Annotated in this window: 22 protein-coding genes; 6 read left to right on the forward strand and 16 right to left on the reverse strand. The window is 30.1% G+C overall.

Annotation, left to right across the window (positions count from 1 at the left end; translation table 11 throughout):
- The first annotated feature begins 37 nt into the window (after window positions 1-37).
- Window positions 38-1,027: an aspartate-semialdehyde dehydrogenase gene (locus BX611_RS04660; protein ID WP_115878562.1), complete on the forward strand. Its 990-nt coding sequence runs from the start codon at window positions 38-40 to the stop codon at window positions 1,025-1,027.
- Window positions 1,028-1,094: 67 nt separating this feature from the next.
- On the opposite strand, the gene trxA is transcribed toward BX611_RS04660, so the two are convergent.
- The 11 genes from trxA to pheS all read right to left on the reverse strand — a co-directional run bounded on the left by trxA (window position 1,095) and on the right by pheS (window position 13,319).
- Window positions 1,095-1,448 (reverse strand): thioredoxin, encoded by a 354-nt coding sequence (gene trxA, locus BX611_RS04665; RefSeq protein WP_115878564.1) that lies wholly within the window; start codon window positions 1,446-1,448, stop codon window positions 1,095-1,097.
- 122 nt (window positions 1,449-1,570) lie between these two features.
- Window positions 1,571-2,545, reverse strand: a complete 975-nt coding sequence (locus BX611_RS04670; protein WP_115878566.1) for a DUF4837 family protein — start codon at window positions 2,543-2,545, stop codon at window positions 1,571-1,573.
- 93 nt (window positions 2,546-2,638) lie between these two features.
- Window positions 2,639-4,180 carry a lytic transglycosylase domain-containing protein gene (locus tag BX611_RS04675; protein ID WP_115878568.1) on the reverse strand — a complete coding sequence of 514 codons (1,542 nt, stop codon included), beginning with the start codon at window positions 4,178-4,180 and terminating at the stop codon, window positions 2,639-2,641.
- Between the two features lie 6 nt (window positions 4,181-4,186).
- Window positions 4,187-5,137 (reverse strand): OmpA family protein, encoded by a 951-nt coding sequence (locus BX611_RS04680; RefSeq protein WP_115878570.1) that lies wholly within the window; start codon window positions 5,135-5,137, stop codon window positions 4,187-4,189.
- Window positions 5,138-5,158: 21 nt separating this feature from the next.
- Entirely contained in the window at window positions 5,159-5,917 is a 759-nt protein-coding gene (locus BX611_RS04685) for an exodeoxyribonuclease III (protein WP_115878572.1), read from the reverse strand.
- A gap of 7 nt (window positions 5,918-5,924) precedes the next feature.
- Window positions 5,925-7,745, reverse strand: a complete 1,821-nt coding sequence (locus BX611_RS04690) for an AMP-binding protein (RefSeq protein ID WP_115878574.1) — start codon at window positions 7,743-7,745, stop codon at window positions 5,925-5,927.
- A gap of 8 nt (window positions 7,746-7,753) precedes the next feature.
- Window positions 7,754-10,042 (reverse strand): penicillin-binding protein 1A, encoded by a 2,289-nt coding sequence (locus tag BX611_RS04695; protein ID WP_115878576.1) that lies wholly within the window; start codon window positions 10,040-10,042, stop codon window positions 7,754-7,756.
- Complete coding sequence (locus BX611_RS04700; RefSeq protein WP_240324978.1) at window positions 10,042-10,482, reverse strand: gliding motility lipoprotein GldH; 441 nt, start codon at window positions 10,480-10,482, stop codon at window positions 10,042-10,044. Before BX611_RS04700 ends, BX611_RS04695 begins: the two co-directional genes overlap by 1 nt.
- A gap of 34 nt (window positions 10,483-10,516) precedes the next feature.
- Window positions 10,517-11,860 carry a PSP1 domain-containing protein gene (locus BX611_RS04705; RefSeq protein ID WP_115878580.1) on the reverse strand — a complete coding sequence of 448 codons (1,344 nt, stop codon included), beginning with the start codon at window positions 11,858-11,860 and terminating at the stop codon, window positions 10,517-10,519.
- A 111-nt stretch (window positions 11,861-11,971) separates the two neighbouring features.
- A complete protein-coding gene (locus tag BX611_RS04710; protein WP_115878582.1) occupies window positions 11,972-12,202 on the reverse strand; it encodes a ferredoxin in 231 nt (76 codons plus the stop codon).
- Window positions 12,203-12,299: 97 nt separating this feature from the next.
- Window positions 12,300-13,319, reverse strand: coding sequence for a phenylalanine--tRNA ligase subunit alpha (gene pheS, locus BX611_RS04715; protein ID WP_115878584.1), 1,020 nt, complete (start codon window positions 13,317-13,319; stop codon window positions 12,300-12,302).
- Window positions 13,320-13,582: 263 nt separating this feature from the next.
- Between pheS and gdhA (BX611_RS04720) the strand changes: the two genes are divergently transcribed.
- The 4 genes from gdhA (BX611_RS04720) to dinB all read left to right on the forward strand — a co-directional run bounded on the left by gdhA (BX611_RS04720) (window position 13,583) and on the right by dinB (window position 20,772).
- Window positions 13,583-14,926, forward strand: a complete 1,344-nt coding sequence (gdhA, locus tag BX611_RS04720; protein ID WP_115878586.1) for an NADP-specific glutamate dehydrogenase — start codon at window positions 13,583-13,585, stop codon at window positions 14,924-14,926.
- 123 nt (window positions 14,927-15,049) lie between these two features.
- Window positions 15,050-18,079 (forward strand): PEP/pyruvate-binding domain-containing protein, encoded by a 3,030-nt coding sequence (locus BX611_RS04725; RefSeq protein WP_115878588.1) that lies wholly within the window; start codon window positions 15,050-15,052, stop codon window positions 18,077-18,079.
- A 188-nt stretch (window positions 18,080-18,267) separates the two neighbouring features.
- Window positions 18,268-19,605, forward strand: coding sequence for an NADP-specific glutamate dehydrogenase (gene gdhA, locus BX611_RS04730; RefSeq protein ID WP_115878590.1), 1,338 nt, complete (start codon window positions 18,268-18,270; stop codon window positions 19,603-19,605).
- Window positions 19,606-19,680: 75 nt separating this feature from the next.
- Window positions 19,681-20,772, forward strand: a complete 1,092-nt coding sequence (gene dinB / locus BX611_RS04735) for a DNA polymerase IV (protein WP_115878980.1) — start codon at window positions 19,681-19,683, stop codon at window positions 20,770-20,772.
- 82 nt (window positions 20,773-20,854) lie between these two features.
- Here the strand turns inward: dinB and BX611_RS04740 are convergent, their stop codons facing one another.
- The 4 genes from BX611_RS04740 to BX611_RS04755 all read right to left on the reverse strand — a co-directional run bounded on the left by BX611_RS04740 (window position 20,855) and on the right by BX611_RS04755 (window position 24,037).
- On the reverse strand, window positions 20,855-21,061 hold the full coding sequence (locus tag BX611_RS04740) for a hypothetical protein (RefSeq protein ID WP_115878592.1): 207 nt from the start codon (window positions 21,059-21,061) through the stop codon (window positions 20,855-20,857).
- A gap of 11 nt (window positions 21,062-21,072) precedes the next feature.
- On the reverse strand, window positions 21,073-22,206 hold the full coding sequence (locus BX611_RS04745; RefSeq protein ID WP_240324977.1) for an MBL fold metallo-hydrolase: 1,134 nt from the start codon (window positions 22,204-22,206) through the stop codon (window positions 21,073-21,075).
- 46 nt (window positions 22,207-22,252) lie between these two features.
- The gene (locus tag BX611_RS04750) at window positions 22,253-22,816 is read right to left on the reverse strand and encodes a TetR/AcrR family transcriptional regulator (protein ID WP_115878596.1); all 564 of its coding nucleotides are present in this window, start codon (window positions 22,814-22,816) and stop codon (window positions 22,253-22,255) included.
- An 87-nt stretch (window positions 22,817-22,903) separates the two neighbouring features.
- Window positions 22,904-24,037, reverse strand: a complete 1,134-nt coding sequence (locus BX611_RS04755) for a saccharopine dehydrogenase family protein (protein ID WP_115878598.1) — start codon at window positions 24,035-24,037, stop codon at window positions 22,904-22,906.
- 314 nt (window positions 24,038-24,351) lie between these two features.
- Between BX611_RS04755 and BX611_RS04760 the strand changes: the two genes are divergently transcribed.
- The gene (locus BX611_RS04760; RefSeq protein ID WP_115878600.1) at window positions 24,352-25,107 is read left to right on the forward strand and encodes a membrane metalloprotease; all 756 of its coding nucleotides are present in this window, start codon (window positions 24,352-24,354) and stop codon (window positions 25,105-25,107) included.
- Between the two features lie 9 nt (window positions 25,108-25,116).
- Here BX611_RS04760 and BX611_RS04765 read toward each other — a convergent pair whose 3' ends face one another.
- Window positions 25,117-26,052, reverse strand: coding sequence for a TIGR01212 family radical SAM protein (locus tag BX611_RS04765; protein WP_205417119.1), 936 nt, complete (start codon window positions 26,050-26,052; stop codon window positions 25,117-25,119).
- Window positions 26,053-26,150: the final 98 nt, after the last annotated feature.

Here is a 26,150-nt window from a genome sequence, read left to right on the forward strand (position 1 = left end):
AAAATTTGCATCCATAATAAAATTAAAAATTAAAAAGATGAAAGTAGCAGTTGTAGGTGCAACAGGAATGGTTGGTAACGTAATGTTACAAGTTTTAGCGGAAAGAAATTTTCCAATTACTGAATTATTATTAGTTGCCTCAGAACGTTCTGTTGGTAAACAATTAGCATATAAGGGAAAAGACTATACAATTATTGGATTACAAGATGCTGTTAATGCAAAACCTGATATTGCTTTATTTTCAGCAGGTGGAGCCACTTCTGAATTATGGGCACCAAAATTTGCTGAAGTTGGCTGTACGGTTGTTGATAATTCCTCAGCATGGAGGATGGATGCTACTAAAAAGTTAGTAGTACCTGAAATAAATGGAAATGTGCTAACTAAAGAGGATAAAATTATTGCAAATCCAAACTGTTCTACTATTCAATTAGTTATGGCTTTGGCTCCTTTGCATAAAAAATATACTATGAAACGTGTGGTAATTTCAACCTACCAATCCGTTTCTGGAACTGGTGTAAAAGCTGTTCAACAACTTGAAAACGAAATTCAAGGCATAAAAGGAGAAATGGCGTATCATTATCCAATTAGCAGAAATGCAATTCCACAATGTGATGTGTTTTTAGAAAATGGATATACCAAAGAAGAAATGAAATTGGTAAAAGAGCCTAAGAAAATTTTAGGGGATGATTCTTTTTCTGTAACTGCAACTGCGGTTCGTATTCCAACTGCTGGTGGCCACTCTGAAGCTGTAAACGTTCAGTTTGAAAATGATTTTGATTTGGCTGATGTTCGTAAATTATTAAGTGAAACTCCTGGGGTAATTGTACAGGATAATTTAGATACAAACACGTATCCAATGCCAATTTATGCACATAATAAAGATGAGGTTTTTGTTGGTAGAATAAGAAGAGATGAATCTCAACCAAATACTTTAAATATGTGGATTGTTGCAGATAACTTACGTAAAGGCGCAGCAACAAATACCATTCAAATAGGTGAATATTTAATTGAAAATGGGTTGGTTTAAAACATAAATTTATAAATAAAAAAAGCCGCAATATATTGCGGCTTTTTTTATGAGCTTAAGGTTTTATTTAAGCTTTTAAAACGTCTTTTATTATTTGCTCTAATTGGTGTTTAGGAAGAGCACCTTGAGCCATTTGTGGTTCAGTATCTTTAGGCACAAATAATATAGAAGGAATACTTCTAATTCCAAATGCTGCGGCTAATTCTTGTTCTGCTTCAGTATCAACTTTATAGATATTCACTTTTCCTTTATATTCGTTGCTTAATTCTTCTAAAATAGGTGCTACCATTTTACATGGCCCACACCAATCAGCATAAAAATCTATAATACAAGGTAAATCACCCTCAAATTTCCACTCTTTATTCTTTTCGAAATTAAAAACTTTTTCTAAAAAAGTTTCTTTTGATAATAATTCTGTCATTTTTTAAAATTTAATATTATACGTATAGCAATTCTATACTATTCTATTTGACGACAAAGTGACGTAAAAACTTACAACATTACAGTAACTTAAGTTACATCTGCAATTATTAAGTAACTTTGTTAATCTATTTTAATAGTTTTTAAAATAGCCTCTAGTTCAAACATATAATCTCTTTTATTAATTGAAGGAGCAAAGGTTAAACCCTCAACAACAACCAACCTGTTGTTTGGTTTATCTACAATCGTATAACTTAAAAATGGTCCCGCCATATACACATTTTTAACCTCCCATTTTCCACGAGTTTCAAAAGCTTTTTTCCCATCTATTTCAACTTCAAAAACGTGAGGTGAATACGCTTCTTCAGTCATCATATAAGAATCTTCAATTTGACCTGGAATGTTTTTTTTGCCAAAGGCATCTCTTATTGCAACTATGTTATTTCCATTTTCATCATCTTCAGAAGTAATTGGAACTGTATAGGAAATTAATTCCATACTGTTGTCTCCGTTTAAATGATAGCGATACCAAACAAATTCGCCATTATCTTCAACTTTACTATAATTTCTTGGAATTTTAAGTGAGTACCCTTGTTTTGTAAATGTTTCAATTTTAGTAGGATCCCAATACTTACTTAAGGTTTTTTCTTGCACTGTTTTTAAATCTGCATCTTTAAAAATAGCTACTATTTTTTTACTGTTTTTTTGAATTTCAGCAATTAAATCCTCCTTATTTTTTCCAACAATAGTAACAATTTTTTGAGGTGCTGCATATACATTTGTTGCAACATTAAAAGAATTCTCAGCACCTATTCCAATATTTAATACACTTCTGCTTGCTCTAAACATAGTTCCAAAATTGTTTGGTGGTACCTGGGTAATTTCAAATTGGGCTTCTGGTTGAGGTAATCCCAATACAGGTTCAGCAACAATTTCACGAAGAACATCTCCTAAATCTCCTTGCCATTCACTGTTTTTCATTACAATAAGCAAATGATTTATTCTTCCATTTGCCTCTTTATACACTTTTTTATCAGCTCCAGAATCACACGAAATAAATAAAATTGTAAGAACTAAAATTAGGCTAATTTTTTTCATTTTTTTTCATTTTTTTATTTGTAAGATGGAATTAGCATACTAAGTTTTTCCTTAAATATTTAAGATTTTTAGTGCTGCCTTTTTCATTTTTTGTTAAAGTTTATATATTTTTAATTTGGTTCCGGGCTTTAAACTTTTTATACTCCAAATATTGTTCCAATCTTTAATATTTTGTACAGAAACATTTGCATATTTTTGAGCAATTAACCATAATGAATCACCTGATTTAACAACATAGGTATCATGCGGTCCTGTAGGAGTCACTTTTTTAACGGTATTGTTCTTGGGTTTTGAGCTTGTAACTGCATTAAATTTTCTAGGATAAATAGTTAAACGTTGTCCAATTTTTAATCGGGTGCTTCTCATGTTATTCCAACGTTTAATATTACTTACTGAAACTCCAAATTTATTTGCAATTCTGCCAAGATAATCACCACTTTTAACTTTATAAACAGTTCTTGCATTTTCTTCAATATATTCAGGTAATGGTTTTTCGCGTTTAGCTTCTTCAATATCAGCAAATGCATAAATTTCTTTTTCATTACTTAAAAATTTTCCAATGTCTTTTACAGGTAAAGTTAGGGTGTAATTTCTACCTTTTATATAAGGAACAATGTCTAATTTATATTGTGGATTTAAAAATTGAAGTACTTCAATATCTACATTTAAAGTTTCATAAATTTGTTCAAAAGTTAATTGTCTTTTTACCTGAACCGTATCAGTTTCAAAATAAGCAAGCGTATTTTCTTTTGCCTTAATATTGTGCTCAGTTGCATATTCAAAAATATATAAAGTGGCGTAAAAAGCAGGTACATAACCAGCAGTTTCTCTAGGTAAATTATGCTTGATATTCCAATAATTTGTACTACCTCCAGAGCGTCTGATTGCTTTACTAACATTTCCAGGACCCGAATTATAAGCCGCCAATGCTAAATCCCAATCGCCAAATATTTTATATAAACTAGCTAAATATTTACAAGCTGCTTCTGTGGCCTTATATGGATCCGATCTTTCATCAACATACGAACTTACATTTAAATCGAATTGCTTTCCTGTTTGGTACATAAACTGCCATAAACCAGTTGCTCCAACACGTGAACGGGCTCTTGGTTTTAATGCAGACTCTACAATTGCCAAATATTTAATCTCTAAAGGCACGTCATATTTATCTAATTGTTCTTCAAACAAAGGAAAATAAAAACGTGCTTTTTCCAATAAATTAGAAAAAGCAGATTTTCTGCGTTTTAAATAGGTTTTTATTATTTGCTCTAATTGCGGATTATAATCTATATGAAAAGGCGTTTTACTGTTTAAAACCTGTAATCTTTCTTTTAATAATTCCGTTGGTAATTCTTCCAATTCAGTTACTAAAATTTCATCATCTCTTAATACGTATTGAATCGTATCATACAATGGAGATTTTATCAATTCATGTAACCATAAACTATCAATTAAAGTGGCTTCTTTGTGTTCTTTAAAGTTTAATGAATCAGATTTTTGAAAAAATAAGGTATCGCTATTTGAAAACAATTCTTTAGTGTCTTCAATAGTTTTAAGTTTAATTGTATCCGATTCGGTTTGTGAAAAGCTAATACTAAAAAACAGTAAAAATGTTATTCCAAATAATATTTTCATTAATTATTATTCTTTTAAAAGTTTAGAGATTTCGTCTAGATTTGGAGCTAAAATAATTTCTATTCTTCTGTTTTTTGCTTTTCCTTCAGCTGTAGTGTTTGTATCTACAGGCACAAATTCACTTCTGCCGGCTGCAGTAATTTGTGTTGGACTAACACCTTTGTCTTTTAATATTCTAACAATGGCGGTGGCTCTTTTTACCGATAAATCCCAGTTATCAATTAATGTTGAGCCTTTATATGGAACGTTATCAGTATGCCCTTCAATTAATACATTAATATCTTTATTTTCTGATAAAACACTTGCTAGTTGTTCAACGGCTTTTTTTCCTTCAGTTCCAACAGCCCAACTTCCCGAATCAAATAACAATTTATTTTCCATAGAAACATAAATTTTCCCATTTTTATGAACTACTGTTAATCCATTACCTTCAAAATTATGCAAAGCATTAGAAATGGCATTTTTTAATTGCTGCATTTGAGCTTCTTTTGCACTAATTAAACTTTGTAATTCATCAACTTCTTCGGCGCGTAAATTTAATTCGGTTTGCAGTTTTTCTAAACGTAAACTTTCTTCTTGCAATTTCTTTTCTTTTGCTTCAAGTTGAGCTAATAATTCCTGATTTTTTTGAGCTTGTTCAGCTAATTCTTTTGAACTTTGAGTTGCAAGTACTCCATACGATTCTTCTAAATTTTTAAATTTATTTTTAAGAGAAGCGTACTCATTATCTAAAATAGCTTTTTGAGTTTTAAGTTCACTTAACTCAGTATTTAACCCTTCTAAATCTGACTCTAAGCCTTTTTTTAAGGCTAATAAATCATCCTTTTCCTTTATTAATTCTGAATTAGAAGTGCGTAATTTATTAAATTTTGTTTCTAATTCTTGATATACTTTTTTTGAAACACAAGCATTTAATGTGAATGCAATAACGAATAAAATTGCTATTTTTTTTAACATAATCTTATTTTTTAAATTTTATTATTCAATTTCTACAACTATTGGGCAATGATCTGAATGTTTTGCTTTTGGCAAAATATAAGCTCTTTTAATCCTGTCTTTCATTGGCTCGCTTACCATATGGTAATCTATACGCCAACCTTTATTATTATTTCTGGCATTTGCTCTATAACTCCACCAACTATAATTATGTGGCTCTTTGTTTAAATATCTAAACGAGTCTATAAAACCGCTATCAATAAAATTTCCAATCCATTCTCTTTCTTCAGGAAGAAATCCTGAAACACCTTTCATTTTAGGATTGTGAATATCAATTTCTTCATGACAAATATTATAATCTCCACAAATAATAATATTCGGAATTTCTTTCTTTAAATTATTTACATATTCCTGAAATTCAGCCATATAGTTTAATTTAAATTCTAAACGAGCATCATTTGTGCCAGAAGGTAAATACAAGCTCATAACCGAAAAATCATTAAAATCTATTCTTAAATTTCTTCCTTCAAAATCCATAGATTCAATTCCGGTACCATATTCAACATGATTCGGTTCGTGTTTTGATAAAATGGCAACACTACTATATCCTTTCTTCTCGGCAGAAAACCAATAATGATGTTTATAACCAGCTTGTTCAAATAGTTCTAAATCTAATTGTTCTTTATGTGCTTTTGTTTCCTGAATACAAACTACATCAGGATTAGCTGCTTCTAACCAATCAATAAATCCTTTTTTTAAGGCGGCTCTTATTCCGTTTACATTGTATGATATTATTTTCATTGTTTATTTACTTACTTTCGTATAATTCTCTTAATTTTCTTCGCATTACTTTATTAGATGCTGTTCTTGGCAAGATATCAATTTTTACCAAATCGGTTAATTTAAATAACGGGTTTAACTGATTTTTAATATTTTCTTTAGCTTGTTTAAATCGTTGTTCAATATTAAATTTAGAAGGATTTTCAACATAATATACAATCAATTCACTTGGCCCTCCACTTTTTGGTGAAACTGCAACTGCTGCAGATTCTTTTACAAAATCTAATGAATTTACAACAGCTTCAATTTGTACAGAACTCACTTTTATTCCGCCTAAATTCATGGCATCATCAACCCTGCCTTGCATTTTAAAATATCCGTTTTCCAATTGCTCTAATTGGTCGCCATGCCTTCGTAATATATTCCCTTTATATTTTGGTGTTCCTTTATAATATACATCAAAATGATTTCTATTAAGTAGCGAATTTGACAATCCCATTATTGGAGGAATTATAAATAGTTCACCTTTTTTTGATTCTTTATGCTCCTCGTTTAGCAAAACAAATTCACCTCCTAATGCTTGTGTTGAAAAAGTGCTTGCAATATTTGGCTGAACAACGGTACTTGTAACATAACCTCCACCAATTTCAGTACCTCCACAATATTCAATTACGGGTTTTTTATTAGCTAATTTCATTAAATATTCCATTTCAATAGGGTTGGAAACTTCACCAGTTGAACTAAAGCATTTTATAGAATTCCAGTTAAATTGTTCCATACACTTTGAATTTTTCCAGTATTTCACAAAACTTGGAATTACTCCCAACATTGTAACTTTAGCATCTTGAACAAATTTACCAAAACCTTCATTTGTTGGAGTTTCATAATACAAAGCAATTGTGGCTTTATTAATTAATGAAGCAAAAACCAACCAAGGTCCCATCATCCAGCCTAAATTTGTTGGCCAGCATACCACATCATTTTTATGAATATCCTGATGGTAATAGCCGTCACTCGCTCCTTTAATTGGAGTTGTATGTGTCCAAGGAATTGCTTTTGGTTCTCCCGTTGTACCCGATGAAAATAAAATTGTAATTATAGCTGATGGATCTTGAATAATAGTTTTAAATTCAGTTTTAGCACTTAAAAAAGCATTCCAATAAACATCTCCATTTCTTAAATCAGAAGTTGCTTCAGATTTTTTTATAACAATAGCTTTTGGTGCATTTGCCTCTTTAATTTTTTTAAATAAAGGAAGTTCTTTTTCACCCCTTTTTATAAAATCTTGCGTAAAAATTAATTTAGGTTTTGTTATTTTTAAACGTACTTCAATTTCATTTGGTGTAAAACTATCAGCAATAGTTACTACTGGCATTCCGGCTTTAATTCCTGCTAAATAAATGGCAACAGCTTCCAAGGTCATTGGCATGTCAATTGCAATTTTATCACCACATTTTAAGCCTGTTTCAATCAAACCATTGGCAATTTTATTTACCAGGTTTAGCAGTTCTTTTTGTGTAATTTTTTCAATTGATTTATCCTCTTTTTGATAAATTAAAGCAGTGGCTTCTTCTTCATTTTGAAAACAAGAATCAACAATATTCAATTTGGCATTTTTTAACCATTGCGCATTTTCAACACCTTTTGAGGTATCTAAAATTGAAGTATATTTTTCAGCTAATTGTATGTTTAAATTTTGAATAGTTTTTTCCCAAAAATCTTCTTTATTAGTAACTGACCACTTCCAGAAATCTTCATAATTTTCAAAATTAGTAGCTTGCATCATTTTATAAATGTTGCTACTTTCTATTATTTTTTTTGAAGGTTTCCAAATAGGTTTTGTACTCATAAATACTATTAAAATTCAGGGTCTTCATCAATAGAATTCTCTTTATTTAAATCCTTTTCATCTAACTTAGAGCAATCAATTTCAATACTTAATTCTTCTGGTTTTTCAAATTCTTCCATACTCACATTTAATTTAGGATCTGCATATAATTTTTTATAGTACAATGCCCAAATTGGCAATGCCATTGTAGCTCCTTGTCCTTGTACAATACTTTTAAAATGAGTTGCTCTATCTTCACCACCAACCCAAACTCCAGTAGCTAAATTTGGTACAATTCCCATAAACCAACCATCAGATTGATTTTGTGTAGTTCCTGTTTTACCAGCAATTGGATTTGTAAATTTATACGGGTAACCCGTTGCTACGTTATCTGGATAATAACCTCCAGAACTTCTAAGCCTAATACCAGAACCAGATTGTGTAACACCTTCTAACAAATTAATAATTACATACGCCGATTCTTCACTTAAAACCTCTTTAGAATTAGGTGTAAATTGTTCTAATAGAGTGCCATTTTTATCTTCAATTTTTAAAATCATCATCGGTTCTACGCGTAATCCTTTGTTTGCAAATGTTGCATAAGCACCCACCATTTCATAAAGTGATAAATCAACTGAGCCTAAGGCTATAGACGGTACCGCTGGAATATCACTTGTAATTCCTGCACTTTGAGCCAATCTAACAACATTTTGAGGATTTACCATATCAATTAATTTAGCAGTAATTACATTTACTGAACCAGCCAATGCTTCTTTTAATGTAAGTTCTCCTCCATAATCATCACTTGAATTTTTTGGTGTCCAATCCTCAGGCATTCCATATTTTTCTTTTGGTATTGTATACAATGTATTTGGATATTTTATACAAGGAGAAAGGTTTAATTGATTAATTGCAGTTGCATATACAAAAGGCTTAAAGGTTGAACCTACCTGACGTTTTTGTTGTTTTACCGCATCGTATTGAAAGTGTTTATAATTAATGCCTCCAACCCAAGCTTTTACATGTCCAGATTCAGGCTCAACAGACAACAATCCGGATCTTAAAATATGTTTGTAATATCTAATGGAATCCATTGGAGACATAATAGTATCTATATCTCCTTTCCAAGAAAAAACTTGCATTTCGGTTTTTTCATTAAATGAAGTTCTTATTTCTTTTTCAGAAACCCCCTGACTTTTCATACGAATCCATCTATTAGATCGTTTCATGGCTTGCTCCATTGTATTATCAATTTGTTTTTTTTCCAAATCGTAAAAAGGAGCAGTTTTGTTATGTTTTTGTTCTTTGAAAAACACACGCTGTAAATTAGCCATATGCTCAGCCATAGCTTCTTCGGCATATTTTTGCATACGAGAGTCAATAGTTACATAAATTTTTAAACCATCTCTATGTAAATTGTAATCTGTGCCATCAGGTTTTGGATTATTTTTAATCCAGGTTTTCATAAAATCGCGTAAATATTCTCTAAAATAGGTAGCATACCCATCACTGTGTCCTTCTCTATTTACATTTAATTCCAGCCCTTTTTGTTGTAAGGAATCTTTTAGTTTTTCTGAAATAAAATTATTTCGTTGCATTTGAGCCAAAACTACGTTTCTGCGATCTCTTACCAATTCTTCTCTTCTTAATGGATTGTAATAGGAAGCATTTTTAAGCATTCCAACCAACATTGCAGATTCTGATACAGTTAAATCTATTGGTTCTTTTCCAAAATAAATGCGCGAAGCAGAACGTATACCAACTGCTAAATTTAAGAAGTCGTACTTATTTAAGTACATTGTTAAAATTTCTTGCTTAGTATATTGACGCTCTAAACGAACTGCAATAACATATTCTTTAAATTTTTGAAGTACCCTTTCAACTATATTTTTTGAGCCTTCACCATGAAACAATAATTTGGCTAACTGTTGTGTAATTGTACTACCACCACCACCTTTTCCAAGTTTAACAATTGCACGTGCGGTTGATTTAAAATCGATACCAGAATGTTCATAAAAACGTTCATCTTCTGTTGCTACCAATGCTTTTACTAAGTTTTTTGGTAAATCCTTGTATTTAACGGGAGTACGGTTTTCTTTAAAAAATTTACCCAATGTACTTCCATCATAAGAAATAATTTCGGTAGCTAAATTATTTTCTGGATTTTCTAACTCTTCAAAAGTTGGTAAAGCACCAAAAAATCCCCAAGAAGCAAATAAAAATAGCATTATTACACCTAAAGTACCGCTTAATATAGTAACCCAAAACCATTTAACATATTTGGAAAATTGATTGTTTGCAGTTTGTTTTTTTGTCATTATTTTACTTTTTCTATACTTAAACCTACATCTGTAATTCCATTTAATGGATTTTCTCCTTTAATATCATGAATGCTTCTAGTAGCTTGTTTGATATTAAATTTATAGTCTCCTTTTTCTGAAAACAATACGTTTTCTTTATAAAAAAGTTTGTTCTCTTTTAATTCAGTAAAACCAGTTCCTAACCAATTACCAGCAGCATCTGTCATTTCATATTCTAAGGTGTCTACAACTTGTAATCCACTTGGAAATTCAATATTTGCTATTAAAAACAAAGAACTAAATTCATAGTTTTTATTGTTTCTAATATTTATAAACACATTTTTTTTTGAAATCGTATCAAGATTGTTAACAATAAATTCAATTTTATTTTCTGAAAACCACTGATGATTTTCAATAGGTGTATATTTATCGTAAACTATATTGGTTGTACACGACATTAATAGAAGTGCACAAAACAGTATAATAAAGTTATTATTCTTTGTTAGTATTGTTTGCACTTTTTCTGGGTGGTCTTCTTTTTTTGTTTCTATTAGGCCTGTTTCCTTGCGGTTTTGCATTAGCTGTTTTGTTATTACCAGTAGTATTGGCAGCTTTTTTTTGTTGATTTGGATTCGGTTTTTGTTTTTGAGAACCTGCAACTTTAGGTTTTTGATTTTGATTTGGTTTGTTTTGATTACCTCTTTGTTGATTTTTCCTTTTATTTCTGCTTTTTTTAGTTCGTTTAGGAACATCAAAACGCGTTAAACTATCTTGTCCAACAACGTTTTCAAAATCTACTTTAGTTTCTTCAATTAATTCCGATTCGTATTCTTCTAATGAAGCTACTTGTTCTCTTTTCTTATTTGCCGCAATAATTTCTTGTACTTGTTCTAAGGTTAATTTGTACCATTTGGATCTATTTTCTTTATATGTATACCAAAGTAGTCCTTTAAAAATGTCCATTTTTACAAATACAGCATCTCCCTTTTCTGTTTTTAAAATTATATCTTGTTTTGGAAAGCCATTTAATGCATCTAAATAAGTATCTAATTCGTAGTTTAAACAACATTTTAACTTTCCACATTGTCCAGCTAATTTTTGTGGATTTAAAGATAGTTGTTGGTAACGTGCTGCGGTTGTGTTTACTTTACGTAAATCTGTTAACCAAGTTGAGCAACACAATTCTCTACCACATGAGCCAACCCCTCCTAAACGTGCAGCTTCTTGGCGTAAACCAACCTGTTTCATTTCAATACGAATACTAAAAGCACTTGCTAAATCTCTAATTAACTGTCTGAAATCTACACGGTCATCTGCTGTATAATAAAAGGTAGCTTTATTTCCATCTCCTTGGTATTCAACATCTGAAAGTTTCATTTTTAAACCAAGTCTTCCTAATATTTCACGTCCTCGAAACTGAGTTTCATATTCTTTTGCACGTGCAGCTTGCCATATATCTATGTCTTTTTGGGAAGCTTTTCTGTATATTTTTTTAATTTCTTCGCTCTCTTTTTCAATTCCTTTTTTCTTCATTTGAACTTTTACAAGTTCACCAACTAAAGAAACCGTACCAATATCATGGCCAGGGTTTCCTTCAACAGCAATAATATCTCCTATTGAAATTTGTAAATTATCTTGGTTTTTATAAAAGTGTTTTCTCCCATTTTTAAATCGTACTTCTACAATATTTAATGGTTTTTGCCCTGTGGGAAGCGACATGTTTGAAAGCCAATCGAAAACTGAAAGCTTTTCACAGTCTCCAGTACCACAACTTCCATTACTTTTACAACCTTTAGGTATACTATTTATATCTGAAGAGCAACTATTACAGCTCATATATTCTAAATTATTTTAAGTTAAGTAAAATTGAAAATACAATTTTACAATCTTCACTAATTTGTAAAGATAAATTAAAAATGCTAACTGTAAAACGTTAAAAAATGGTTTTTAAGTTTGTTTTACATCAATAATTTTTACGGGACACGCTTCTTTTGCCTTTATAGAATTATCAAAAATGGTTTCATCGGGTGATTTTATGGTAAAAAATCCCTTTTTTTCTTTTGAATGCAATAACACAGATTTTCCGTCTTTTTTAGACATTTGAAATTGAGCAGGTGCTAATTCAACACAGTAATTACAACCAATACATTTGGCTCTTTGTAATGTAATAATAACCATTTTTGATTTTTTTGTATAACTTCAAGTGTTTAGTAATTATGTATTTAACTAAACAATTAGTTTTAATATAACTAACTTTTATAAAGTTTCTTGAAACTTATATAACCGATTTAAATTGTTCTAAAAAGCGGACATCATTTTCGTAAAACATTCTAATATCCGGAATTTGATACAATAACATGGCAATACGTTCTATACCCATTCCAAAAGCATAACCAGAGTAAATTTCAGGATCTATATTTGCATTTTTAAGTACATTAGGATCAACCATTCCGCAACCCATAATTTCTAACCAACCCGTACCTTTTGTAATTTTATAATCGGTTTCGGTTTCCAATCCCCAATAAATATCTACTTCAGCACTCGGCTCTGTAAAAGGGAAATAAGAAGGGCGTAAACGAATTTTAGATTTACCAAACATTTCTTTGGTGAAATATAACAAGGTTTGTTTTAAATCAGCAAAAGAAACATCCGTATCAATATACAATCCTTCAACTTGGTGAAAAATACAGTGTGCACGTGCTGAAATATCCTCGTTTCTAAATACACGACCAGGAGAAATAGTCCTAATTGGTGGCTTATGATTTTCCATATAACGTACCTGAACCGAAGAAGTATGTGTCCTTAATAAAATATCTGGATTTGTTTCAATAAAAAAGGTATCCTGCATATCACGTGCCGGATGGTATTCTGGTAAATTTAAAGCGGTAAAATTATGCCAGTCATCTTCAATTTCTGGACCTTCGGAAACTGTAAAGCCAATACGCGAAAAAACATCAATAATTTTGTTTCTAACTATTGAAATTGGATGCCGAGAACCTAACTCAATAGGTTCCTCAGGGCGTGTTAAATCACCATAAATACCTTTTTGCTCACTTGCATTTTCTAAAGCATCTTTTAATTGATTTACTTTATCCTGAGCAGCATTTTTTAATGTATTCAGTACTTGTCCAAATTCTTTTCGTTCAGCAGGTGCAACATTTTTAAATTCAGCAAATAAATCATTAAGTATTCCTTTTTTACTTAAAAATTTAATTCTAAATGCTTCAATTTCATCTTTAGTGGTTGCATTAAATGCAGATACATCACCTATCAATTCTTTTACTTTATCTAACATTTTTATATAAAATTAAGGTGCAAATTTACACATTTTTATTTTGTTTAAATTAAATCCTAGCAGAATCATATTTACCTTAATATTTATAAAAATTCAACATTTATAATTGGAGGTTAAAAACAACGAAATATCTATTTTACGAAAACGTTTTAGTTTCTTTTAAATTTGGTTTAAAAAAATAATGCTTTTTTAAAAGATATGTTAAAAAATAAGTATATTTGTGTAGTAAATTACGTAAAACATAAAATAACACTTAATAAATTATGGAATCAAAAATAAAAGAGTTCATGAAATTAGTGAAGGTTCGTAACCAACATGAGCCTGAATTTTTACAAGCTGTACAAGAAGTAGCTGAAACCGTTATCCCTTATATTGCTAGTCAAGAGATATATAACGGTAAAAACATTTTATTAAGAATGGTTGAGCCGGAAAGAGTTTTAATGTTCCGTGTACCATGGATTGATGACTCTGGAGAAATTATTGTAAATAGAGGTTATAGAATTCAAATGAACTCTGCTATTGGCCCATACAAAGGTGGTTTACGTTTTCATCCAACAGTAAATTTAAGTATTCTTAAATTTTTAGCATTTGAACAAGTTTTTAAAAATGCTTTAACAACTTTACCAATGGGTGGAGGTAAAGGAGGTTCAGATTTTGATCCTAAAGGAAAATCAGATGGAGAAATTATGCGTTTTTGTCATAGTTTTATGGCTGAATTATGTCGTCATATTGGAGCTAATACTGATGTTCCTGCAGGTGATATTGGAGTTGGGGCTAGAGAAATTGGTTTCTTATTTGGTATGTACAAAAAAATGCGTAACGAATTTACAGGTGTTTTAACTGGTAAAGGAATGTCTTGGGGTGGTTCACTAATTCGCCCAGAAGCTACAGGTTATGGTACAGTATATTTTGCACAAAGTATGCTTGAAACAAGAGGTGATACTTTAAAAGGTAAAACTGTAACAGTATCAGGTTCTGGTAATGTTGCTCAATACGCTTGTGAAAAAGCAACACAATTAGGAGCAAAAGTTGTTACACTTTCAGATTCTTCTGGTTTTATTTATGATGAAGATGGTATTGATGAACAAAAATTAGCTTTTGTTATGGAGTTAAAAAATGTAAAACGTGGAAGAATTAATGAATATGTTGAAAAATATCCAAAAGCAAAATTCTTTAAAGGAAAAACACCTTGGGGGATAAAATGTGAAGTAGCAATGCCATGTGCAACTCAAAATGAGGTAAATGGAGAAGATGCTAAAACATTATTAAATAATGGTTGTTATGTTGTTAGTGAAGGAGCAAATATGCCTTCTAGACCAGAAGCTATTGAAGCTTTTCAAGGTGCAAAAATATTATATGCTCCAGGAAAAGCATCAAATGCAGGTGGTGTAGCAACATCTGGTTTAGAAATGAGCCAAAACTCTTTACGTATTAATTGGACACGTGATGAGGTTGATGAAAGACTTAAAAAAATTATGAAAGATATTCACGATTCTTGTATCAAATTTGGTAAAAAAGATGACGGATATATAGATTATGTAACTGGTGCAAACATCGCTGGTTTTGTTAAGGTTGCTGATGCAATGTTAGCACAGGGTGTTGTTTAAACGTATTCTTTTTATTTTTTTACACTTAAAAGGGTTGCTCTAGAGTAACCCTTTTTTATAGGTTTACAATTCAAAATAAAAACCTAAATTTATATCTTGCATAGTAATAACAATGTAGTTAAAATGAAAAAAAAACTATTACCAAACCTAAAATCTTACATATTTGAAGAAGTTGCTTTTGATAAATTAATGCAAAACCGAATTAATAAGGTATTAATAGTTTGTTCTAATTACGATTATTATATGCTTGAAGAAGATGGAAGAATTGATGAACGTATTTTTAATGAATACACTTCATTAAATTTAAGATATCCCCCAAGTTTTATACATGCAAATTCTGCTAAAAGAGCTATTGTAATGTTAGCTTCTGATAAAATAGATATGGTTATTACCTGGTTAGATATTGGTAATTATAAAGCCTTTGAAACCTCTAAAAAAATTAAAGAAGCTTTTCCTAAAGTACCAATTGCAGCATTAAGCCATTATTCTTCCGAATTAAGAAGTAAGCTAGAAAAGGGAAATACCGGAATTATTGATTTTGTTTTTCACTGGAATGGAAATGTAGATATATTTTTAGCTATAATTAAATTAACAGAAGACAGAATGAATGCCGAAAGAGATATTAATGATATTGGCGTTAAAGCTATATTATTGGTTGAAGATTCTTTAAAATTTTATTCCAGGTATATACCACTTATTTATAAAGTTATCCTAAAACAAACCCAGGCATTTATGTCTGAAGGATTAAACGAGCATAGAAAAATGTTGTTAATGCGTGGCAGACCTAAAATTTTGTTGGCTACAGTTTTTGAAGAAGGTATTAGTTTGTTTGATAAATATAGAGATAATTTATTGGGAGTAATATCAGATGTAAATTATTTAAAAGATGGAGCTCGAAATTCAGAAGCGGGATTCCTATTTTTAAACTATGTAAGAAATTATAATCGCTATTTTCCAATTCTAATTCAATCTTCAGATGCAAATAATGAAAAAAGAACCCTAGAACTTAAGGGAAAGTTTTTATATAAATATTCTGAAACTTTAGGTGTAGATATTAAAAATTATATTACAAAATACTTTTCGTTTGGAAATTTTGAATTTTGGGATCCAATCCAAATGAAAGTGTTAGCCATTGCTAAGGATTTAAGTGAATTTCAAATAGCCTTAAATATGGTAACTGAAGATTGTTTGGTGTATCATGCTAAAAGAAGTGAATTTTCTAAATGGTTAAAATCAAGGGCTCTTTTTCCGTTAGCGGATTTATTTAGTAATATTGAATACGACGATTTTGAAGATGAGCATCACATTAGAGAGTTTCTAATTAACTCCATTAAGGCTTATCGCGTTTATCGTTCAAGAGGTGTAATTGTAAAATTTGATAGGCGAAAATACGATGAATTTGTTGGGTTTTCAAGAATTGGAGAAGGAGCTTTAGGAGGAAAAGGAAGAGGCCTAGCGTTTATAGATTCATTTTTAAAACGTAATAAATTATTCAACAAATATGAAAATGTAAATATTTCCATACCAAGAACTGTTGTAATAAGTACCGAAGTTTTTGATCAGTTTATTGAAAACCATAAACTTATAAAATTTGCTGCCGAAAGTTCTAATGATGAAGAAATATTAAAAGAATTTATTTCAAAAGAGCTTCCACAATGGGCACTTCAAGACATTAAAGCATTTTTAAAAACCACCAAGTCTCCCATAGCAATTCGTTCGTCAAGTATGTTGGAAGATTCTAATTACCAACCGTTTGCAGGAGTTTTTGCAACATATATGGTGCCAAATACTGAAATTAAGAAAATGGTTGAAATGGTATCAAATGCAGTAAAATCAGTTATTGCATCAGCATTTTTTGAAAGCAGTAAACTGTATTTAAAAGCCACTTCGCATACAATTGAAGAAGATAAAATGGCTGTAATTTTACAAGAGGTTATAGGAAAACAATACCAGGATGTTTATTATCCAAATATTTCAGGAGTAGCTCGTTCAATTAATTTTTATCCAATTGGCGATGAAAAACCAAATGAAGGAATTGCAAATATTGCTTTAGGTTTAGGAGAAATAATTGTTGGTGGTGGACAAACGTTACGTTTTTCACCATTTCATCCAAAAAAAGTATTACAATTATCTTCTCCAGCTTCAACACAAAGAGATACGCAACAATATTTTTATGGGTTAGATATAAATCCTGATAGTTATAAAGTTTCAACAAGTGAGTCCATCAATAAAAAGAAAATAACAATAAGAAAAGCTGAAAATCACGGTTCTTTAAAATTTGTAGCTTCAACCTACGATTTGCAAAATAATACCATTAGACCAGGTGTAATGCACGATGGTATTCGGGTAATTTCGTTTGATAATATTTTAAAATACAACACTTTTCCATTACCAGAAATTTTGCAAGATTTACTTAGAATTGGACAACGAGAAATGAGAAATCCAATTGAAATGGAATTTGCTGTTAATCTTGATGTGCCGCAAGGAAAACCAAAAGAATTTAGTTTTTTGCAAATAAGACCCATTATTGAAAGTATAGAAACAAGTAGTAATTTACCTGAAAATTTTGATATTTCTGATACAATTATTTATTCTGAATCTGCTTTAGGAAACGGAAAATATGAAAACATTTATGATGTTATTTATGTAAAGCCAGAAACTTTTAATGCGGCAAATACTAGGCAAATAGCTGCTGCGGTTGATCAAATAAATAAAAAGTTTGCAGCAATGGACAGGCATTATATTTTAGTTGGCCCAGGAAGGTGGGGATCTAGCGATCCTTGGTTGGGAATTCCGGTAATTTGGCCTCAAATTTCAGCAGCAAAAATAATTGTTGAATCGGGTTTAAATAATTTTAGAATTGATCCTAGTCAAGGAACTCATTTTTTTCAAAATTTAACATCATTTAAAGTCGGATATTTAACTATTAATCCATTTATAAATGATGGCTTTTTTGATGTAGATTATTTAAACCAGCAACCAGCTCTTTTTGAAGATGAGTATTTAAGACATATTTGTTTTAAAAAGCCACTTTCAGTTATAATTGAAGGTAAAAATAATAAAGCTGCAATTTTTAAAGAAGGTTTTTCTATTGAGGAGGTTGTAACAACTGAAGATTCAATTGAAGAATTACCACCAGATGGATTTATGTAAGCAGAATTTAATTAACATATTAACAATGAAATAGTATTAAAAACCAACAAATATTCGATATTAATAATATTTCGCAAAATAAATGTTACATAACAAAAAAAATCACCTTTTTTTTAATGAAAATTGAATTTAATATCAGTATTTTTGTACTCGATTTTATTTTTTAATCATCTATAAACTATACAATTATGAATGTTAAAGAGATATTAACAAATTTAGAAACCAAACATCCTGGAGAAAAAGAATATTTACAGGCTGTTCATGAGGTTTTAGAGTCTATTGAGACTATATATAATGAAAATCCACAATATGAAGCTGCTAAAATTATTGAACGTTTAGTTGAGCCAGATCGAATTTTAACCTTTAGAATTTCGTGGATGGATGATGCTGGAAATGTTCAAGTTAATTTAGGACACAGAGTACAATTTAATAATGCAATTGGCCCGTATAAAGGAGGAATTCGTTTACACCCAAGTGTAAATTTAAGTATTCTTAAGTTTTTAGGGTTCGAACAAATTTTTAAAAATGCGTTAACAACTTTACCAATGGGTGGAGGAAAAGGAGGATCAGATTTTAACCCAAAAGGAAAATCGGATGCTGAAATTATGCGTTTTTGCCAAGGTTTTATGTTAGAACTTTGGAGAGTTATTGGTCCAAGTACCGATGTTCCTGCGGGAGATATTGGAACTGGAGGTAGAGAAATTGGATTTATGTACGGTATGTATAAAAAACTGCAACACGAAAATTCTGGAGTTTTTACCGGTAAAGGCTTAAATTGGGGTGGAAGCTTAATTAGACCTGAAGCAACGGGTTTTGGAGGAGTTTATTTTACAAAAGAAATGTTAGATACCAAAAATGACAATTTTGAAGGTAAAACAATAGCGCTTTCAGGATTTGGAAATGTTACTTGGGGTGTTGCTCTAAAAATAACTGAATTAGGTGGAAAAGTTGTTACAATATCCGGTCCTGATGGTTATATTTATGATGAAAATGGGTTAGATGCCGATAAAATTGATTATTTATTAATGTTAAGAGCTTCAAATAATGATGTTGTTGCTCCTTATGCTGAAGAATATCCTGAAGCTACCTTTTATCCGGGAGAAAAACCTTGGGGTGTAAAATGTGATATTGCTATGCCTTGCGCTACTCAAAATGAACTTGATGCTGAAGATGCTGAAAAATTAGTAGCTAATGGTGTTCAATATGTGGCTGAAGTTTCAAATATGGGATGTACTCCAGAGGCAATAGATGTATTTCATAATGCAAAAATATTATATGCTCCTGGAAAAGCAGTGAATGCTGGTGGTGTTGCCGTTTCTGGATTAGAAATGTCTCAAAACGCAATGAAATTAAATTGGACAAAAGATGAAGTTGATGCTAAATTACATCAAATTATGCATTCTATTCATACAGCTTGTTTAAAATATGGTACTCAGGAAGATGGTTATATTAACTATGTAAAAGGTGCAAATATTGCTGGTTTTATTAAAGTTGCAGATTCTATGTTAGACTTAGGAATAGTGTAAATTAGTTTTCACGTTAAATTTAAAAGGGTTGCTAATTAGCAACCCTTTTTGTTTTATATATTTGTTTTGTTGAACATAAACGAAATTACATACCGCAAAATTATTCACATTGATATGGATGCTTTTTATGCATCTGTAGAGCAATTGGATAATCCTGATTTAAGGGGAAAACCAGTTGCTGTTGGCGGTGCAAGTGAGCGTGGTGTAGTTTCCGCTGCCAGTTATGAAGCGCGTAAATTTGGTGTACGTTCAGCCATGAGTGGTGTTTTGGCAAGAAAAAATTGTCCGCATATTATTTTTGTTCCACCAAGATTTGAACGCTATAAAGAAATTTCACAAAAAATTAGAAAAATCTTTTACGAATACACCAATTTGGTTGAACCTCTTTCGTTAGATGAAGCTTATTTAGATGTAACCGAAAATAAAAAAGGGAATCCATCTGCCAGTTTAATAGCAAAAGAAATTAGACAACGTATTTTTAATGAATTGCATTTAAATGCTTCTGCAGGCATTTCGAGTAGTAAATTTATAGCCAAAATTGCTTCGGATATTAATAAGCCTAACGGACAAAAAACAATTCCGCCAGAGGAAGTAATTCAATTTTTGGAGGATTTACCTATTGAAAAATTCTTTGGAATAGGTAAAGTTACTGCTGCAAAAATGTACAATTTAGGTATTTTTAATGGGAAAGATTTAAAAGAAAAAGATGAAGCATTTTTAACAACACATTTTAAAAAATCAGGTAGTCATTATTATAATTTGGTACGTGGAAATTTTTATAGTAAAGTAAAACCAAATAGAGAACGAAAATCTGTTGCTGCAGAGCATACTTTTATAAAAAATTTGACTTCTGAAATTTTTATGTTAGAGAAATTAGAAAAAATTTCAAAAGAGTTGGAACAGCGATTGGAAAAATCGAAAGTTTCAGGAAAAACAATTACTTTAAAAATAAAATACAGTGATTTTAAAACACAAACACGCAGTAAAACTTTGCCTTATTTTGTAAAAGAAAAGGCTGTTTTATTTGAAACTGTTAAAGAATTACTGTTTCAAGAAAAAGTACTGAATTCTGTGCGTTTATTAGGAATTTCAGTCACTAATTTAAATATTCATTCTAAAAAGAAACCTGAAAAATCAATTAATGTACAATTAAAATTTGAGTTTTAATTACAAACCTCAACCTGAATTTAGTTTAGGTTTTCATAAAAATCATTGAATCCATCATATTTCTTAAGTAACCTCATTTTAATTATTCCAATTCTTTACAATAAAAACCTTTTGAATTTAACAACAATTCTATTTCAGATGATAAATCTTCTGTTGCTTCAACTCTTAAAATTTTATCACAATCTTCAAAATCAAAATCAATAGTTGAGATATTTTTTAATGAATATAATAGTGCCTTTACATGAAATTCTAATTGTTTAAAAATATTTGTTTTAAATACTAAAATCATAACCTTCTATTTTAATTATTTACCCACCATTTTGAAACTGGATAATTTCCATTTTTTAATACTATTGATTCTCCAATTATTGGTGTACTTATTTTTACATTTAATTCTTGTGCTTTTTTTGTAGCTCTTAAAATTGGATCGTCCCAACTATGCAATGCTAGTTTAAATGCTCCCCAATGTATTGGCATCATAAGCTTACCTTGTACATCTATAGTTGCTTGTATGGTCTCTTCTGGTGTCATATGTATTTGTGCCCATTGCTCATTATATTGTCCACATTCCATCATTGCAAAATCAAACGGACCAAACTTTTCTCCTATTTCTTTAAAATGAGTTCCATATCCACTATCACCACTAAAAAATATGCTTGAAGTTTCAGATTTTAGCACCCAAGAACACCAAAGTGTACTGTTTCTATTAGTAATTCCTCTTCCAGAAAAATGACGTGCTGGTGTTGATGTAAATTCAACTCCTTTAAAATTGATGCTTTCCCACCAATCAAATTCTGTTATTTTTTGCGCTTCAATTCCCCAAGTAACTAAATGCGCTTTAATTCCTAAAGGAACATAAAATCGCTCTACATTGTTTTTCATTTTAACAATAGACCCATAGTCTAAATGATCGTAATGATCGTGAGAAATTAAAACCACATCAATTTTCGGTAAGGAATCTATTGAAATAGGCAGCTCTTTACTAAACCTTTTTGAACCTAACATAGGATGTGGAGCAGGAGTTTCACCCAACATTGGATCAATAAAAATATTTAAGTTCTCCATTTCAACAAATAAAGCTGAATGTCCAAACCAGGTAATTCTTGGTTGTTGAGGTTTATTATTAAAAAAGGATTTCGTTATTTTTTCTAAAGGTAATTTTGTTGCTGGAACTTTGTTATTTCCATCAGTAAAAAATTGTGGAATGGTTTTCCATTTAAATCCAGTACTTTGTTGTGTAGGTTGAAGATTTTTAAAAGTGCCATTTAAAAAATTTGGTGAATTTTTAATTTTGTCAATACTTTTTCCTGATGCACTAGCACCAAATTGTGGACTTACATTTATAAATACAGCACCAACAAAAACTGTTAGTATGCTAATTGAGAAGATTCCAATCATTATTTTTTTAAATATTTTTAGTAAAATTATAATCATTTTTGGTTTTTATTGAGTGTTTACTCAGTTTAATCAATAAATTTTTTTATGGTTTTAAGCAATTATAAAACATTTCCCAAGCTTGTTCTATAAATACTTGATCGTGACACAGTTCAGGAAATAGTGTTAAATAATTTACCATTGAAGTAATTAAACTAAACATAGAGGTCATTAAAAAATAAGTGTCAATGTTTTTAACAAGTTCTTTATCAACATATTCCTGAATGAAATTATTGAACTTTTCAACTTTCGTAATAATTTCTGGATGACTTTTTACTCTTTCGGAACAGTTAGTGTTGTCTACTTGTAATAAAAACTTGAATTTCAAATCATTATCTATTGCCCAATTCCAAGAGTTTGACCAAATTAATCGTAATTTTCCAAGATCCGATTTAATTCTATCAATATCAATTAATATAGAAGAAGTATACTCTTTTTTAATAGATACATATAACTCATCAATTAAATCGTCTTTGGTTTTAAAGTAGTGAAACAAAATACCTGCACTAACTCCTGCTTGTTTTGAAATTGCAGAAGTTGGCGTAGCGTGTAAACCTCTTTCAACAAAAAGTTTGGTTGCTGCCTCTAATAACAATTCTCTTTTATCCATCTTTAATTGACTAATCAGTCAACAAAAGTAATACAATATTTTAATTTACCAAATAAATACGGAAATTAGTTAATTTGAAACTTTAATTTATAACTCATCTAATTTGTAAATTACGTTTCGTTCTTTTAAATAATTTAAAATATAATTGAAGCAATTTTCATGTTTACCAACTAATTCGGGTGGAAATACACCCTTTTCAAAAAATAAACCATCTAAAAACATATTTGCAGCTGCAGTTGCAGTATATCCAGTAGTTCTTGCCATTGATGAGGTATTAGTTTTAGAGCAATATGCATCGTGCAAATTGTAAACTATGGTTTTATCAGTTCCTTTTTTATCGGTTCCTTTTAATGTAATTCGCATTACGGTAATTTCTTCTTCGGTGTCGCCTAATTTCCATTCGTTAAATAATATTTTGGAAGTAAAATCTAAAGGAGAAATTTCGGAACCGTTAATTGTAATTTTTTCTTCATTAAAAAAACCACTTTCTTTTAACACTTTAACATATTCTACATGGCCGGGATACCGTAAGGTTTTTTCCTTCATGTTTTTAATATGTGGCATTGTAAAAATAATAGAACGTAATCCATCGGAATTAAAAGATTCCAAAGTTCCAATACCTTTAAAATCAACATATTCACAATCGGATAAGGCTTCTTTTGTTACCATTATACCGTTTTCAACATAACGAGCGGGTCTTGTATATTCTTCAATTACATCAATAGGAGAAAAAGGTGCCTTGTAGCAAAATGGCCATTTTTTTACTTTTGGTAAGCCTCCAACCAAACATTCAAAATCGGTTAATTTTAGTTGTTCATTGTAATAGCCTAAAATTATATTTCCCATTCCTGGAGCAACGCCGCAATCAACAATTGCAGTTACTTTTTTTTCTTTTGCCAATTTATTTAAATCGAAGCAATTTTCTGGAAAAAATGAAATATCAACCACATTTTTACCCGCCTCAATAATAGATTTTAAAGTTTCAAAACCTAAAAAACCTGGAACTGCACAAATAACTAAATCAAATGGTTTTATAACGTCTTTTAATGCTTCTTTTTTTGTTACATCTAAAATAACTGGTAAAAGCTTGTCGCATTTTTTTATTGCTTTTTCTAAAGCTTTTTCACTAAAATCGGTAATTGTAACTGCATGTTTTTTTGCTAAATCTATAGCCATGGTGCTGCCTACCATTCCAGCACCTAATACAATAATATTGCTCATTTTTATAATTTGTTTGAATTAAAACTGTAAAGTTATCTGCTAAGTAATGAGGTGTAGAATTACAAGCCCGGTATAAGAACCCAAGGCATTTTAGACAGCTTTTTTATTTGGTATTTTAACATTTAATAAACTTACAACTTATTTTATTAATAATAATTTTAATGTTAGAATTTCAATTTATATAAATTAATAACATAATTAATTTATATAAATTGAAATTCTATTTAAACAATAATCTTCGGCTATTTTTGTTAAATTTATTAGTCCTAAACAAAAATTAATTACAATGTTTTATTTAGCGTAAAATTTTGCCGATGAAAAAGTGTATTAAGTATTTTTTATTAATTAGTTTACTTATAGTAAGTTGCCAAGCTGATGATGATGTTAAACAACTGGAGCAATATTCTCATTTAAGGGAAGTTGGCTTTTCTGCAAACGATATTTTATCAAATAATTTTTTTGAAACTATTTTTCTTGAAGTTTTATATGTTGAAGGTTCTAAACCAAATGATGAAAGTTTAAATAATTTAAAAAGTTTTATTTTAGAGCGAACATTTAAAAGTAACATTACAATTCAAACAAGATTAATTGATATTCAAACAGCATCATCTTATACTACAGATAATATTAGAAGTATAGAAGATGACTATAGAACTAAATTTTCTTCTGAAAAAGAAATTGCAATTTTTATATTATTTATAAACGGTACTTCTTCAAAATCAGCTGAAGATTCTGTTGTTTTAGGTACTTCATACCGAAATACTTCATTTGTTATTTTTGAAGAAACCCTAAGTTCATTTTCTGATAATTTTGAACCTAATAGAATTTTAATGGAATCTACAGTGTTACGTCATGAGTTTTCACACTTGTTAGGGCTTGTAAATTTAGGTACCCCTATGGTGGAAGACCATCAGGATATTGAAAATGGAGCACATTGTATTGTTGAAGATTGTTTAATGTTTAATCAAATTGAAAAAAGCAATGGAAGGTGGAATTTTTTTAATCAGGATAAAATTCCTCAGTTAGATGCTTTTTGCATTGAAGATTTAAAAGCAAACGGGGGAAGATAATTTAGAGGTTTAATTTGATGAAAATTTTTTTCCTTGCCAAAGATTCTTAGCCGCTAAATTTTTATCAATTTTGGCAACAATTTCAAAGTTTTTTAAATTTCCCCATTTAGGTGCAATAAGTAAATCTTTTGGAGCTTCACTTATAAAACGTTCAATTATAATATCAGGACGTAAGTGTGTAATAAATTCGCTAATAAAAGCTATGTACTTTTCAGAAGTAAAGAGCTTAAAACTTTCAGGATTTCGGCTATATTGAACAGCCATTACCGAGTTTTTTACAATTTGTAAATGATGCAGTTTTAAGGTGTCAATTGGGAGTTTAGAAATTTCTAAAGCATGGTTTAATAAATCTTTTTTATTTTCTCCAGGTAAGCCAATAATTAAATGTGCACCTATATGAAAGCCTTTGTTTTTACACTTCTCTAAAGTTGCTTTTGTTTCTTCAAAAGTATGACATCGATTTACAGTAAGTAGTGTTTTTTCGTTGGTACTTTCTACACCAAATTCCAAGGAAATAAAATAGGTTTTAGAAAGTTCATCTAAATAATTAATAATTTTTTCTGAAATACAATCTGGCCGAGTTCCAATTACTAAACCAACAATTCCTTTTACATTTAGTGCTTCTTCGTACATTTTTTTAAGCGACTCAAAATCGGAATATGTATTTGTATATGCTTGAAAATAAGCCAAAAATTTAGTGTATTTCTTTTTTTTTGAAAAGAATAAAATACCTTCTTCTAATTGTTTTTGAATACTTTTTTGTGGTTTACAATAATCGGGATTAAACGTGTTATTATTGCAATAAGTGCAACCTCCATACCCTTTTGATCCATCTCTGTTTGGGCAAGAAAAACCAATATCTAATGCTATTTTTTGAACCCGTTCACCAAAATGCAATTTGATGAAAGAGCCATAATCGTTGTATCTTTTTCCTGTAAAAATCACGTATTTTAATTAAGTGTTCAAATTTAATAGTAACTCCTTTAATTACCTAAAATAGCGATGTTTATATTTTTTAATTATCTTTCAAATGCTAAACTGAC

This window comes from Lutibacter oceani (assembly GCF_003384935.1).
GTDB classification, from domain to species: Bacteria; Bacteroidota; Bacteroidia; order Flavobacteriales; family Flavobacteriaceae; genus Lutibacter; species Lutibacter oceani.